The 14,585-nt window shown below is 63.6% G+C and carries 13 protein-coding genes; 10 read left to right on the top strand and 3 right to left on the bottom strand.

Annotation, left to right across the window (positions count from 1 at the left end):
* The first annotated feature begins 254 nt into the window (after nt 1-254).
* The 6 genes from aroQ to EL255_RS04870 all read left to right on the top strand — a co-directional run bounded on the left by aroQ (nt 255) and on the right by EL255_RS04870 (nt 5,915).
* Complete coding sequence (gene aroQ / locus EL255_RS04895; protein WP_042652822.1) at nt 255-704, top strand: type II 3-dehydroquinate dehydratase; 450 nt, start codon at nt 255-257, stop codon at nt 702-704.
* Between the two features lie 36 nt (nt 705-740).
* On the top strand, nt 741-1,202 hold the full coding sequence (gene accB, locus EL255_RS04890) for an acetyl-CoA carboxylase biotin carboxyl carrier protein (RefSeq protein WP_042652823.1): 462 nt from the start codon (nt 741-743) through the stop codon (nt 1,200-1,202).
* Nucleotides 1,203-1,217: 15 nt separating this feature from the next.
* Nucleotides 1,218-2,558: an acetyl-CoA carboxylase biotin carboxylase subunit gene (accC, locus tag EL255_RS04885; protein WP_042652824.1), complete on the top strand. Its 1,341-nt coding sequence runs from the start codon at nt 1,218-1,220 to the stop codon at nt 2,556-2,558.
* Nucleotides 2,559-2,706: 148 nt separating this feature from the next.
* Nucleotides 2,707-2,955, top strand: coding sequence for a YhdT family protein (locus tag EL255_RS04880; RefSeq protein WP_042652825.1), 249 nt, complete (start codon nt 2,707-2,709; stop codon nt 2,953-2,955).
* A complete protein-coding gene (panF, locus tag EL255_RS04875) occupies nt 2,945-4,402 on the top strand; it encodes a sodium/pantothenate symporter (protein WP_042652826.1) in 1,458 nt (485 codons plus the stop codon). The genes EL255_RS04880 and panF overlap by 11 nt, the downstream gene beginning before the upstream one ends.
* Before the next feature lie 88 nt (nt 4,403-4,490).
* A complete protein-coding gene (locus tag EL255_RS04870; protein WP_042652827.1) occupies nt 4,491-5,915 on the top strand; it encodes a PTS transporter subunit EIIC in 1,425 nt (474 codons plus the stop codon).
* Here EL255_RS04870 and EL255_RS04865 read toward each other — a convergent pair whose 3' ends face one another.
* A complete protein-coding gene (locus EL255_RS04865; protein WP_042652828.1) occupies nt 5,916-6,788 on the bottom strand; it encodes a LysR family transcriptional regulator in 873 nt (290 codons plus the stop codon).
* Between the two features lie 100 nt (nt 6,789-6,888).
* Here EL255_RS04865 and EL255_RS04860 point away from each other — a divergent pair, with 100 nt between their 5' ends.
* From EL255_RS04860 to EL255_RS04845, 4 genes are all read left to right on the top strand, one after another.
* Nucleotides 6,889-7,905: a zinc-binding alcohol dehydrogenase family protein gene (locus EL255_RS04860; RefSeq protein WP_042652829.1), complete on the top strand. Its 1,017-nt coding sequence runs from the start codon at nt 6,889-6,891 to the stop codon at nt 7,903-7,905.
* 503 nt (nt 7,906-8,408) lie between these two features.
* Entirely contained in the window at nt 8,409-9,287 is an 879-nt protein-coding gene (gene prmA / locus EL255_RS04855; protein WP_042652830.1) for a 50S ribosomal protein L11 methyltransferase, read from the top strand.
* A 237-nt stretch (nt 9,288-9,524) separates the two neighbouring features.
* Nucleotides 9,525-10,502, top strand: coding sequence for a D-2-hydroxyacid dehydrogenase family protein (locus EL255_RS04850; protein WP_042652831.1), 978 nt, complete (start codon nt 9,525-9,527; stop codon nt 10,500-10,502).
* 73 nt (nt 10,503-10,575) lie between these two features.
* Complete coding sequence (locus EL255_RS04845) at nt 10,576-11,139, top strand: sugar O-acetyltransferase (RefSeq protein ID WP_042652832.1); 564 nt, start codon at nt 10,576-10,578, stop codon at nt 11,137-11,139.
* A 414-nt stretch (nt 11,140-11,553) separates the two neighbouring features.
* Here the strand turns inward: EL255_RS04845 and EL255_RS04840 are convergent, their stop codons facing one another.
* Both EL255_RS04840 and EL255_RS21505 read right to left on the bottom strand, forming a co-directional pair.
* Complete coding sequence (locus EL255_RS04840) at nt 11,554-12,102, bottom strand: NAD(P)H nitroreductase (protein WP_042652833.1); 549 nt, start codon at nt 12,100-12,102, stop codon at nt 11,554-11,556.
* A 51-nt stretch (nt 12,103-12,153) separates the two neighbouring features.
* On the bottom strand, nt 12,154-14,328 hold the full coding sequence (locus EL255_RS21505) for an autotransporter outer membrane beta-barrel domain-containing protein (RefSeq protein ID WP_232018905.1): 2,175 nt from the start codon (nt 14,326-14,328) through the stop codon (nt 12,154-12,156).
* Nucleotides 14,329-14,585 lie beyond the last annotated feature (257 nt).

Raw genomic sequence — 14,585 nt, 5'->3', positions numbered from 1 at the left:
TACGACCCCCAAAGCCGGCCTTGCGCCGGCTTTGTCATCCCTGCCGCCCACCTTTGCCGGCAGGCGCCAAAAAGCTCAAAAAATAGACAGATGTAGAGATTAGACCAGTAAAGTGCTGCTAATTTTCACGAAATCAATATAATTGCGAAATCTGTGTGCCAGTGCACACCGAATTGCGCAGAAAATGGCTAGATTTCTGGTCATCCGCAAGATAGCTGATAGATAGCAGCATTATCATCGAGGATGTACTCAATATGTCGCAACATCACCGAATTCTCCTGCTCAACGGTCCCAATCTGAATCTGCTGGGCAAGCGGGAACCGGGTATCTACGGCAGCAAGACGCTCGATGAGATCGTCGCCGATCTGCAGCTAAGCGCCAGCGAACTCGGTGTCACTCTGGATCACCTGCAATCCAACGCCGAACATGAATTGGTCAGCCGCATCCACCAGGCCATGGGCCAGGTGGATTTTATCATCATCAACCCGGCCGCCTTCACCCATACCAGCGTTGCCCTGCGCGACGCCCTGCTGGGTGTCGCCATTCCCTTCATCGAGGTGCACCTGTCAAACGTGCACGCCAGGGAGCCCTTCCGTCATCACTCCTATCTGTCTGATGTCGCCAAGGGGGTGATCTGTGGGCTGGGTGCCGATGGCTACCAATTCGCTTTAACCGCGGCCGTGCATCAGTTGCGCGCGGCTTGATAATCACTGATCAGATAAAGAAGAAAGAGAATGCTAATGGATATCCGCAAAATCAAGAAGCTGATTGAACTGGTTGAAGAGTCCGGCATCGCCGAGCTGGAAATCTCCGAAGGGGAAGAATCTGTTCGCATCAGCCGTAATTTCTCCGGCCAGGTTAGCGTTGCCCCGCAGATGATGATGCAGCAGGCGCCCATGCAACAGGTTGCCGCCCCTGCCGCTACAGCTGCAGCGGCCGCCGCTCCGGCTGCCGATACCACCCCGAGTGGTCATCTGATGCGCTCCCCCATGGTTGGCTCCTTCTATCGCTCCTCCAGCCCGGAAGCCAAGCCGTTCGTGGAAGTTGGTCAGCACGTCAATGTCGGCGATACCCTGTGCATCGTCGAAGCCATGAAAATGATGAACCAAATCGAGTCTGACAAGGCCGGTGTGATCAAAGCGATCCTGGCTGAAAATGGTCAGGCCGTCGAGTTTGACGAGCCGCTGTTCATCATCGAATAAGGGAAGACGCCACCCATGTTGGACAAAGTAGTCATCGCCAACCGAGGTGAAATTGCCCTGCGGATCCTGCGCGCCTGCAAAGAGCTCGGGATCAAGACAGTGGCCGTTCACTCCACCGCCGATCGGGAGCTCAAACATGTGCTGCTGGCCGACGAAACCATCTGCATCGGCAAGCCTGCCAGTGGGGACTCCTACCTCAACGTGCCGGCCATCATCGCCGCCGCCGAGGTGACGGGTGCCGTCGCCATTCACCCTGGCTACGGCTTCCTCTCCGAGAACGCCGACTTCGCCGAAGTGGTCGAAAAATCCGGTTTCATCTTCATAGGCCCGCGCGCCGAGACCATTCGCCTGATGGGTGACAAGGTCTCCGCCATCGAGGCGATGAAGAAGGCGGGCGTGCCCTGCGTACCCGGCTCCGACGGCCCGGTGGACAACGATGCCAAGCGCAACGCCACCATCGCCAAGCGGATCGGTTACCCCGTGATCATCAAGGCCGCCGGTGGCGGTGGTGGTCGTGGCATGCGCGTGGTGCGCAATGAGGCCGAACTGGCCGCCGCCATCGCCCTGACCAAATCCGAAGCAGGCCAGTTCTTCAAGAACGACATGGTCTACATGGAGAAGTACCTGGAGAACCCGCGTCACATCGAGATCCAGATCTTGGCGGACGGTCAGGGTACCGCCCTCTACCTGGGTGAGCGGGACTGCTCCATGCAGCGCCGCCACCAGAAGGTGGTGGAAGAGGCGCCGGCTCCCGGCATCACCGAAGAGATGCGCAAGTTCATCGGTGAGCGCTGCGTGCGTGCCTGTCTCGAGATCGGCTACCGCGGTGCCGGTACCTTCGAGTTCCTGTACGAGAACGGCGAGTTCTACTTCATCGAGATGAACACCCGGATCCAGGTCGAGCACCCGGTCACCGAGATGGTCACCGGCGTGGATCTGATCAAGGAGCAGCTGCGCATCGCCGCCGGCCAGCCCCTGTCGATCACCCAGCAGGACATCCGCATCCGTGGCCATGCCATCGAATGCCGGATCAACGCCGAAGATCCGGCCACCTTCATGCCGTCTCCCGGCCTGATCCAGCGCTTCCATGCGCCGGGTGGTCTGGGCGTGCGTTGGGAGTCCCATATCTATGCGGGCTACAAGGTGCCGCCTTACTATGACTCCATGATCGGCAAGCTGATCTGTTACGGTGAGAACCGCGACATCGCCATCGCCCGCATGCGTCACTCCCTCGACGAGCTGGTGGTGGAAGGGATCAAGACCAACATCGCCCTGCAAAAAGAGATCATGAAGGACGAAAACTTCCAGCACGGTGGCACCAACATCCACTATCTGCACAAGAAGTTGGGTCTGTAAGAACCTCCCATTTCCGGCACGGCGGCAGGCACTCTGCGCCGCACTGTGCCGGAACTCGGCTCCTCAAGGATCCGCAACTGAAAAAGGGCCATGGCGACATGGCCCTTTTTTGTTATTCTTGCGCCCCTCTCAATCGTCGGAGGCCAAGGTGAACCGTTTCGCTCTCGCCCGTCGGGAAGCAGCCTTCTGCCTGCTGCTCACCCTGCTTTACTTCGTTGCCTGGTATGGCACCGCTTACTTCATCCCGGAAGAGCTGGAACTCTGGGATATGCCGCTCTGGTTCCTGCTCAGCTGCATGCTGATGCCACTGCTGTTCATCGGCCTGTGCGGGCTGATGGTGGATCGCCTGTTCATCGAAATCCCGCTGGATACCGAGGAGTCGTCACATGAATCTTGAGTTGATGCTCCCCCTCGTCATCTATCTGGTGCTGGTGCTGGGGGTCGGCTTCTGGGCCAGCCGCCATCGCAGCAACGGGGACTTCGTGCAGGAGTACTTCATCGGCAACCGCAGCATGGGCGGCCTGGTGCTGGCCATGACGCTGGTGGCCACCTATACCTCGGCATCCTCCTTCATCGGCGGGCCCGGCGCCGCCTACAAGATAGGCCTAGGCTGGGTGCTGCTGGCGATGATCCAGCTGCCCACCGTCTGGCTCACCCTGGGGGTGCTCGGCAAGAAGTTCGCCATCATAGCCCGCCGAGTCAATGCGGTGACCATCAACGACATGCTGTGGGCCCGCTACCGCAGCAAGTGGGTGGTGGTGCTGGGTTCGGTGACCATCATCCTCGCTTTTATCGCGACCATGGTGGTGCAGTTCATCGGCGGGGCCCGCCTGCTGGAGACCGCCACCGGCCTTAGCTATCAGCAGGGACTCTTCCTGTTTGCCAGCTGCGTGCTGCTCTACACGGTGATCGGCGGCTTTCGCGCCGTGGTGATGACGGATGCGCTGCAGGGCATCATCATGCTGATCGGCACCGGCGCCCTGCTGGCCGGAATACTCATCGCCGGTGACGGCCTGCCGAACCTCATCCATCAGCTCAAGGTGATCGATCCCAAGCTGGTCAGCCCGCAGGGGGCCGGTGACATGCTGACCCAGCCCTTCATGCTGAGCTTCTGGGTGCTGGTCTGCATCGGGGTGGTGGGCCTGCCCCACTCGGCCCTGCGCTGCTTCGGCTACCGGGACAGCAAGGCGTTGCACAGAGGCATCCTCATCGGCACCGTGGTCAGTGCGTTGCTGATGTTCGGCATGCATTTGGCCGGCGCCCTGGGGCGCGCCATCCTGCCCGGCATGGATAGCCCGGACAAGATCATGCCCTCGCTGATGATGGAGGTGCTGCCGCCCTGGCTGGCGGGGGTCTTCCTGGCGGCGCCGATGGCGGCCATCATGTCCACCATCGACTCCCAGCTGATCCAGGCCTCGGCGACCCTGGTGAAGGATCTCTACCTCAATTACCTCAATCCTCGCCAAGAGAAGCTGGAGGTGCGCATTCCGCGCCTCTCCCTGCTCTGCACCCTGATCCTCGGCACCCTGGTGCTGCTGGCGGCGTTGCAACCCCCCGAGATGATCATCTGGCTCAACCTGCTCGCCTTCGGCGGCCTGCAGGCGGTGTTCCTCTGGCCGCTGGTGCTCGGCCTCTACTGGTCGCGGGCCAATGGCCCGGGGGCGCTGGCCAGCATGCTGAGCGGTATCCTCTGCTATGGGGGCCTGAGCCAGTGGGGGATCAAGCTGGCCGGCTTGCACGCCATAGTGCCCAGCCTGGGGCTGGGGCTGGTCGCCTTCATCCTGGTCAGCCTGCTGACGCCGCCACCGGATCAGGCCGTACGCCGATTATTTGATCAGAAATAATAAATGGCTCGATAAAAGGCAGGCACCTATCCCCAAATGGGTGCCTTGCAGGTAAACTGTGCGCTGCATCACAAAATAGCGCCCGTTTATGCCCGTACAGAACGCCAGACAGATCCTGACTCAATCCCTGCAACGACTCGGCTATGCCCTGTTGTTGCCGGTCTCCATCCTGCCGCTGGCCGCCCTGCTCTATCGGCTCGGCCAGCCGGATGTGCTGGATCTGGCGGTGCTCTCCCTCGCGGGTCGCGCCTTGTTCAGCCAGATGCCGCTCATCTATGCGGTGGCCATCGCCTTCGGTCTGAGCCGACAGGGGCAAGGCGCCCAGGCGATGGCCGGGGCGGTCAACTTCCTGCTGCTGAGCTCGGCCCTGGCGACCCTGGCCCCCGGCCTGCATGCGGACATGATCTGCGGCCTGCTGGCGGGGCTGACCACGGCGCTGGTCTGCTCCTGGACCCGCAGCCTGCCCCTGCCCGCCTGGTTGCAACAGTTGCAGGGGGAGCTGCCGGGCCTGCTGCTCTCGGCCCTGATCTGCCTGCTGCTGGTCCTCCCCCTCTCGCTCCTCTGGCCGCTGCTGGAGCAGGGCATCACACTGGTCGCCTCCGATCTGCTCACCACACCGTTTGGCGCCTTCTGCTATGGCGTGCTGAACCGGCTGTTGATCCCCCTCGGCCTGCATCAGGTGCTGGGCAGCCTGGTGGGCCTCGGCGAGAGCAACCTGCAGGCGCTCGCCACCGCCCAGCCCCTGCACGAGGGCTATGTGGCCGGGCTCTACCCGATCATCATGTTCGGTCTGCCCGGTGCCTGTTTCGCCATCTGGCTGCACCGCCAGCGCCTGCAACGGTTGCCACAGGGGGGCCTGCTGCTCACCCTGGCGCTCACCTCGGCCCTGGTCGGCATCACCGAGCCCATCGAATTCCTGTTCGCCTTCGTCGCCCCTTGGCTGTTTCTGACCCATGCCCTGCTCACCGGGATCTCGCTGGGCATCTGCAGCTCACTCGGCATCAAGGTGGGCAGTTACTTCTCCGCCGGGCTGCTGGATCTGGTGCTCAGCTACTCTGCCGGCGAGCACAGCTTCTGGCTGATCCCGCTCGGCATCCTGTTCTTCGTCGCCTATGCCCTGATCTTCTCCCTGCTGCTGGATCACGCCCCCCTCAGCCTGCCGAGCCGCCCCATCGCCGATGAGCTGCCGCGGCTCGCCAACGTGGCACCGACCGATCCGCAGATGCTGGCCATCCAGTACCTCAAGGTGCTGGGAGGGATGGACAACCTGCTGGCCATGAACGTCTGCCTGACCCGCCTCAGCCTGCGGGTGCGCGATATGATGCTGGTGGATCAGCTCCGCCTGACCGGGCTCGGCTGCCTCTCCTGGATCGAGCTGAACGAGCATCAGCTGGTGCTGGTGCTGGGCCCCAACGCCAGCCTGGTCGAGGGGCAGATCCGCATGCTGGCCGAGCGTCAGTCGGTGCCACTCGGCCTCGAGCCCAGCCAGGCGCCCCTCAGCCAGAGCCTCTGATCAGGCGAAGGGCAGCCGCTCGGCGACGAAGTCCATCAGGCTGCGCAGGGCGGGCGCCAGGTGCTCCCGGCTGGGGTAGATGAGGTAGAAGGGGTTCGGTGGTATGGGGTGATCCGGCAGCACCTTCAGCAGACGCCCCGCACTGAGATCGTCCCGACAGACGTGATCCGGCAGCAGGGCTATCCCCCCCTGATGCAGGGCCAGCTCCCGCAGCGCCAGCAGGCTGTTGCTGATGCAGGCCCCCTGCGGCCGCCAGCCTCCCTCCTGCAGCGGCCACACCGGCAGCGCCGAGTGCACCAGGCAGGCATGGCGCCCCAGCTCCGCCAACTGCTGCGGCGCACCGTGGCTGGCCAGGTAGCCGGGGGCCGCCACCAGATGGCGCGCCACCTGGCCGATGCGCCGGCAGATGAGGCTGGAGTCTTTCAGCGGCGCCGCCCGCAGCGCCAGATCGTAACCCTCCCCCACCAGATCCAGCTGCTCGTCACTCAGGGTCAACTCCAGCACCACCTCGGGGTAGAGGGCGCGAAACTCCGCCAGTATCTTGCCGAGCAGCAGGGTGCCGGTCGCCTCCGGTGCCGTGACCCTCACCCGGCCGGCCGGCGCACTGCGCAGCCTGGCCATGGCGAGATTGGCGCTGCGCGCCAGGGTCAACAGCCCCCGGCAGTGCTCCACATAGAGCTCCCCCTGCGGGGTCAGGCTGAGCCTGCGGGTGGTGCGCTGCAGCAGGCGCACCCCCAGCTGGGATTCGAGGCGCGAGATCTTCTGGCTCACCGACGACTTGGGCATACCGAGCACCTCGGCCGCCCCGGTGAAGCTGCCCTGCTCCACCACTGTGGCGAACAGCCCCATCAACTCCAGTTCGACATTGTTCATATATTCAAACAGTCTTTCTTGATTACCCATCTTAATGAGGATAATTAACCAGACTAGACTGGCAAGCAATCCCACTCATACCGATTTGAAAGGAATTGCCATGAAAGCCATCGCCCTGACCCATTATCTGCCCAGCGATCACCCCCACTGCTTCATCGAGGCCAACCTGCCCACCCCGACCCCGGGCCCACGGGATCTGCTGGTGAGGGTCAAGGCCACCTCCATCAACCCGGTCGATACCAAGGTGCGCGCCCCCAAGGCCAAGGTGGAAGCGAGCCCGCGGGTGCTGGGGTGGGATGCGGTGGGAGAGGTCGTGGCCGTCGGCAGCGAGGTGACCCTGTTCAAGGCCGGCGACAGAGTTTGGTATGCCGGCGACATCAGCCGCCCCGGCAGCAACAGTGCGCTGCAGCTGATCGATGAGCGCATCGTCGCCATGGCTCCGACCAGCCTGACGGATGTGGAGGCCGCCGCCCTGCCGCTGACCGCCATCACCGCCTGGGAGGCGCTGTTCGAGCGCATCGGCCTCAACCGCGAGAGCGAGGGACGGCTGCTGATCATCGGCGGCGCCGGCGGCGTCGGCTCCATCGCCATCCAACTCGCTCGCCAGCTCACCAGGATGGAGGTGATCGCCACCGCCTCACGGCCTGAAACCCGTGACTGGTGCCTGGCCATGGGCGCCCACCAGGTAGTGAGTCATCACAACCTGCAGGCGGAGCTGGCGGGGCTCGGCATCAGCCAGCTCGATGCCATCTTCTGCACCAACGCCACCGAGCAGCACTGGGCCGCCATGGCGAGTCTCATTCGCCCGTTCGGCCACATCTGCACCATCGCCGAGTCCAACGAGCCCTGGGATCTCGGCCTGCTCAAGCCCAAGAGCGCCACCTTCAGCCAGGAGTTCATGTTCACCCGCTCACTGTTCCAGACCCCGGACATGATAGAGCAGCACCATCTGCTCGGCCGGGTCGCCGCGCTGCTGGATGACGGCACGCTCAAGACCACGCTCACCAAGACGATCCCCGAGCTGACCGCGCTTACCCTGGCTCAGGCCCATGCCGAGGTGGAGGCGGGTCGCATGGTGGGCAAGCTGGTGATCGACATGGCCGGGTTTGCAGACTAATCCCTAATGGGTAAAAACTGCACCATCATGGGGTGGATTCACCAGTGGCAGGCCCCAAGAGTGCACAGCTCAGCCTAGCGCCAGACCCTCACCACCCAGCCTCCCCGCGAAAGCGGCATAAAAAAGGGGCCATCCCGCTGGGATGGCCCTAAATACCTGAACGTTGGGGTAACAATCACACACATATCCTTATGCAGGACAGACTAAGCTTTGCAGCTTGCGTGCCAACCCGCCGCTTTCCCGCCCGATCGCCCTCCTTTCCCGGCCATGAGCGCCCATCAAAAAAAAGCCACCCGAAGGTGGCTGAAAAAAGATGACGGAACTTTCATAGAGCAAAGCATTCAGCGGGAACAGGTTGCTTCCCGTCACCCAATGAGGAATACATTAACCGTGCCAACTCGGCAGAGTTCTCTTCCTGCACCATGCCGACATGGGCAAACCACGACAGCACAGGCCCATGATGATAGACTTCCGCGGTTTCACATTTATGAAGAGTCGACGCCATGCCCTGGATACAAATTCGAATCAACGCCACCGCCAAGACCGCGGACAAGGTGAGCAACATGCTGCTGGGGCGTGGAGCCCAGGCCGTGACCTTTATGGATGCCCAGGATGTTCCCGTCTACGAGCCCCTGCCCGGCGAGACCCCGCTCTGGGGTGAGACCGAGGTGATGGGCCTGTTCGACGCCGAAACCGACCCGGCCCCCACCATCGCCTTCTTCCAGCAGATCTTCGGGGAAGACGTGGGCTACAAGGTCGAGCAGCTGGAAGACAAGGACTGGGTGCGCGAGTGGATGGATCACTTCCACCCCATGCAGTTCGGCGAGCGGCTCTGGATCTGCCCGAGCTGGCGCGATGTGCCCAACCCGGATGCGGTCAACGTCATGCTGGATCCGGGCCTGGCGTTCGGCACCGGCACCCACCCCACCACGGCGCTCTGCCTGCAGTGGCTGGACGGGCTGGATCTGGTCGGCAAGACGGTGGTCGACTTCGGTTGTGGCTCCGGCATCCTCGGCATCGCCGCCCTGAAGCTGGGCGCCGCCCGGGTCATCGGTATCGACATAGATCCCCAAGCCATCCAGGCCAGCCATGACAACGCCGAACGCAACGGCGTCGCCGGCCAGATCGAACTCTACCTGCCGGCTGATCAGCCGCAAGGGGTGGAAGCGGACGTGGTGGTGGCCAACATCCTGGCCGGCCCGCTGCGCGAACTGGCGCCACTCATCGCCGGCCACGGCAAAGCGGGTAGCCTGATGGCGCTGTCCGGCGTGCTGGAGAGTCAGGCCCCGGAGCTGGAAACCATCTACGGCCAATGGTTCGACATGGACCAAACCGCGGTGAAAGAGGAGTGGTGCCGCCTCTCAGGTCGCAAGCACGGCTGATAAACAACAAGCCACGGCGGCTGCCAACCCATCGGCCGCAAACTCGGCTAAGCGCTATCAACGGGGCTCCCACACGGGAGCCCCGTCTGTTTTCAACCCGCCGGCAGCAGCCACCTCTCTGGTACGGCCACCCAGCACCATCCATACCCGCACTGCAATCAGTGCTCATTTGACCACACAGCTCACCCCGTTTCCGGTAGGATAGGCCGCCAGTCCCCCTTGCGACACGGAGTGCTTATGCGGATTGCCATACTGGATGACTATCAGGATCAGGTGCGTCATCTGCCCTGCTTTACCCGCCTGGCGGGCCACGACGTAACCATCCTCACCCAAAGCGAACCTGACCCCGAGCGTCTTGCCGCCAAGCTGGCAGGGGTAGAGGCGCTGGTACTGATCCGCGAGCGCACCCGCATCGACGAGGCGTTGCTGCGCAGGCTCCCCTCCCTTTGGCTCATCAGTCAGACCGGCAAGATCAGCCAGCATATCGATCCCCTCTTGTGTCAGCGCCACGGGGTAGCCGTCGCTGAAGGCATCGGCAGCCCGGTGGCACCCGCCGAGCTCTGCTGGGCGCTCATCATGGCCGCCTCCCGCCACCTCCCGGCCTATTGTCATGCCCTCGCCCAGGGACAGTGGCAGCAATCCGGCACACTGGGGCTGGGCCGTACCTTGCAGGGGCTGACGCTCGGCATCTGGGGCTACGGCAAGATTGGCAGGCTGGTGGCCGGTTACGGCCGGGCCTTTGGCATGTCGGTGCTGATCTGGGGCAGCGAGGGCTCCCGCCAGCAGGCCGAGCGGGATGGCCATGCCAGCGCCTCCGACAAGGAGGCCTTCTTTCGTGACGCCGACATCCTCTCTTTGCATCTGCGCCTGCACGAGGCAACCCGTGGCTGTGTGACCCGCACCGATCTCGCGCGGATGAAGGCCGACTCCCTGCTGGTCAACGTCAGTCGAGCGGAGCTTGTCGAACCGGGCGCCCTTTATGCTGAACTCGCCGCCAACCCCACCCGGCGCGCAGCACTCGACGTGTTCGACGCAGAGCCTGCCACGGCGCAAAGCGAGCCTTTGCTGCGCCTGCCCAATGTGCTGGCCACGCCCCATCTCGGCTATGTGGAACACAACAGCTACGAGCTCTACTTTCAGGCCGCCTTTGACAACCTGATTGCCTTTGCCGAGGGCAGGCCGACCAATCTGGTGCTGCCCGTAGCGGGCCGCTGATCACGGTTATCCGGCGGCCGGACCGCTAACATGTGAACCCCATGCGCCACAAAGGCAAGCCACAGGAGCAGCCATGACCGAGTACGACAAGATGATCACCAGCCAGCCCTATAACTGCATGGCCTCCGAGCTGGATGCCCTGCGCCGGGAGACGGCCCGCCTGTATCGTCGTTTCAACCGGGCCGAGGAGGAGGTAGAACAGCAGATCCTGCTGCGGGCGCTGATCGGCGAGCTGGCGGAGGGGGCCTTCATCTGCCCACCGTTTTACTGCACCTATGGCCGCCACATCAGCCTGGGGAAGGATTCCTACATCAACATGGGGGCGACCTTGCTGGATAACGCCCCGATCCGCATCGGCGCCGCGGTCATGATAGGGCCGAACGTGCAGATCTACACCGCCGCCCACGCCCTGGCGGCCGATGAGCGCATCTGCGGGGTGGAGACGGCGCTGCCGGTCACCATAGAGGACAGGGTCTGGATAGGCGGCGGCGCCATCCTGCTGCCCGGCGTCACCATAGGGCGGGAGGCCATCGTCGGCGCAGGCGCCGTGGTGACCAAAGACGTGCCAGCCGGTGCGCGGGTGGTGGGCAACCCGGCCCGCATCCTGCCCGCCAGGGCTAAGATGCCAGTGACCTAGGGGAACAGCTCAAAATCCGCCCATAAAAATAGAGCCCTATGTCATGAGCCACATTGGACTGTAAAAAGGGGCTGCCGGATGCCAGGGACACAGGTCAAAAAACGCCCATAAAAATAAAGCCCAATGTCATCAAGACGTTGGGCTATAAAAAGGTGCTACGGAATTGCGACTCTCATCGCAGAAAATTAGAAGGGGTCGCCTTCTAAACTGGCGAGAGGGATAATAACGGGGCGCAAACGTTTTACGTAGCGTAATCGACCAGGATTGAGAACGGCCTCTCACTATTCAAAAAATTCCCAGCCAACCTCTTTTCCCCCCTTGGCAAGCGCCTATTTATGCGTACAGCCTGATGGTCCTGTCAGTAGATGAAAAAAGCCCTGATTGATCAGGGCTTTTTGCTTCAACAGGCCTCGTTTAGAAGTGCCGGATGAACTCGTTTAGCGGTAGCTCGCGCAGCTTGCGCGCCTCCAGCATGGGGGTGCCGAGGTAGAGGAAGCCCACCAGCTGATCCGCCGGTGCCAAGCCCAGCCCGGCATTGACCCGCTCATCGAAGATGAACCAGCCGGAGCGCCAGATGCCGTTGAACCCCTGCGCCTGGGCCGCCATCTGCATCGCCATCAGGGCGCAACCGGCGGAGAGCTCCTGCTCCAGCTTCGGCACCTTGGGGTGATCCTGATGACGGGTCGCCACCGCCACCAGCAGGGGGGCCCGCAGCGGCGCCTCCCGGCTCTTCTTGATGCTCTCTTCGTCTTCGCCACGGGCACGGGCGGCCTCGGCCAGCACGGCCCCCAGCCGTTCACGCCCCTCCCCTTCAAACAGAATGAACTGCCAGGGGGTCAGGGTGCCGTGATCCGGCGCGCGCAGGCCCGCCTTGAGGATGTTGTCGAGCACCTCGCCGCTCGGCGCCGGGGTGGTCAGGCGGCCGCAGGAGTGGCGGTTGAGCAGCAGTGTCAGTGCATCCATTCGATGCTCCTTCTTGGTCATGAGGGCGGTGAACCGCCCTGTCGATAGGGGTCAGAACGGCTTGGAGAGGTTGATGCGCCATTCCCAGATGTTGAGCCTATCCTGCCCAATGCTGGTGTACCCGGCACTGGTGGTCAGGGTGGCTTCGCCGCCGATCAGGGTACGCATCCCCAGTCGCACAGTGCCGCTGAGCGGTTCGGTGCGCGCCGAGCTGAGATCGCCCGTCAGGATATAGCCATCGTTCGGCCGCTCAAAGCCATAATCCAGCCCCAGCTCCCCATAAGGCATCAGCGGCAGCCCTTTGCTGGTGTAATAGACGCGGCTGAATTCGACCGTCCCAGTCATGTTGCCCTGGTTGTAACTGTCGCTGTCCTGGTTCAGCCGCAGTGCCAGCCCCTGGTAATCTCCCTCCATCCGGTAGCCGTCGCTGCGGTTGTGGCTGTAGTTGATGGCCAGTCGCGGGCGCACCGAGGTCTCTTCCCAGAAGTACTGGCCGGTGGCCCCCAGGCTGCCGCCAACGGAGGTCGAGCCGTAGTCGCCGGACAGGAACAGGAGGTCCTGATTGTTATCCATCCAGCCATACACCAGGCTGCCATCCAGCATCCAGCTGGCCGATACCGGATACGCCAGATAGGGGCCAATGTTGTAACCGCCGGCGGACAGCCGCATGCCGCCATTGAAGGAGTCCACCTTGCTGTCGACCCGGGCGACGCTAAGGCCGAGGATGAGATCGTTGTCGAGCCGGGTATCCGCCCCCAGGCTGAACACATTGGTCGAGCCCGACATGTCCAGCCCCTCCCGGTGATCCGAGATGTCGTAATAGACCTCGTCCGCCCACAGGTTCCAACGCCGTCCCTCCGGCAAGGGGACGGGCTGGCTCTGGCTGGCCACCTGGCCCGCCGCCAGCTCGGCACGGGTGAAGGGGCAGGCGGGATACTGATCTCGCTGCTCGGGAGTCAGCTGGTCCCGCTCGTCGGCCATCACGCACAGGGTGCGCTCGTTCAGGGCGCGCTCGCTCGCCTGCTGGCCCGCCGTCATCCGGCCCGGCAAGGTGACGGGAGCCGGGAGGGGGATAAAGGGCCGCTCCCCCAGAGGCGGGCGGGTCGGCATCAGCCCCTGGGGCGGCAGGGTGCCGATCGGCGGCTGTACGCCACCGGGCAGGGTCGGCATCACGCCCTGCGGCGGCAGGGTGCCGATCGGCGGCTGTACACCACCGGGCAGGGTCGGCATCATCCCCTGGGGTGGCAGGGTGCCGATCGGCGGTTGCACGCCACCGGGTCGAGTGATGCCACCGAGGGGAGGACGGGTCGGCATCATTCCTTGACCACCGGGGCTAGTGATGCCGCCAAGAGGGGGCCGGGTCGGCATCATCCCCTGGGGTGGCAGAGTGCCGATCGGCGGCTGCACGCCACCGGGCCGGTTGATCCCGCCGAGGGGGGGCCGGGTCGGCATCATCCCCTGGGGTGGCAGGGTGCCGATCGGCGGCTGCACACCACCGGGCCGAGTGATGCCGCCGAGGGGGGGCCGGGTCGGCATCAGCCCCTGAGGTGGCAGGGTGCCGATCGGCGGCTGCACACCACCGGGCCGGTTGATGCCGCCGAGGGGGGGCCGGGTCGGCATCATCCCCTGAGGTGGCAGGGTGCCGATCGGCGGCTGCACGCCACCGGGCCGGTTGATGCCACCGAGAGGGGGCCGGGTCGGCATCATCCCCTGGGGTGGCAATGTGCCGATCGGCGGCTGCACGCCACCGGGGCTAGTGATGCCACCGAGGGGGGGCCGGGTCGGCATCATCCCCTGGGGTGGCGAAGTAGGCCTGGAGGGCAGGTTAGGCGGGGTGAAGTGGTCCGGGAAGGTGAAGTGGCCGGATTGCTGGTTATCCGTATCGAGCAGGACCCGCTTGCCGCTCGAGTCGACGTAGGCATACAACTTGTGCGTGCCCCCGTTCTGCGCCTCCGGCGAGACGGTCAGGTGCAGCCCCTTGTGATCCTGCCGCCAGCTGTCGTAGATCTGGCTCTGTTTGGCAGACTCGACCTCGAACTGGCCGGGGGAGATGGCGGAGAGCCAGACGGAATGTTGCTGATCGGCGGTCCAGCCGAGGAAGATGAGCCGTCCCGCGGGGTCGGCGGCGGCAGTGGTGCCGTGCAGGGTCATCGCCATGCCCAAGGCGATGGCACTCAGGCGACGACCCGACGTCTGAGTAGGCATCCGTGATTTAGCTAGGCTCATTTGCTTGGTTTCCTTTACCGATTCCAGGTGCATCCGGCACCCGACAGAGAATTCCCATTGATAGACGGCGCCCATTGCCCGCTTCCGGGGCTCGCCGGGATCTGGTCGACCTTCCCAGCGACACCCTGCCCGGCAGGGCACCCAATGGCATTCGCCCATGCAATGGATACAAACAGAGAACGTTTGCATACCACAAATACAACAATACCGTCCCCGGTGAAACTGCCCGGCCGGGGTGAGCCATAAAAAAAGGGACC

The sequence above is a fragment of the Aeromonas encheleia genome (assembly GCF_900637545.1).
In the GTDB taxonomy this organism is placed as follows: domain Bacteria; phylum Pseudomonadota; class Gammaproteobacteria; order Enterobacterales; family Aeromonadaceae; genus Aeromonas; species Aeromonas encheleia.
The sequence above is the reverse complement of the archived record's forward strand: the minus strand, read 5'-3'. Positions and strand labels throughout refer to the sequence as shown.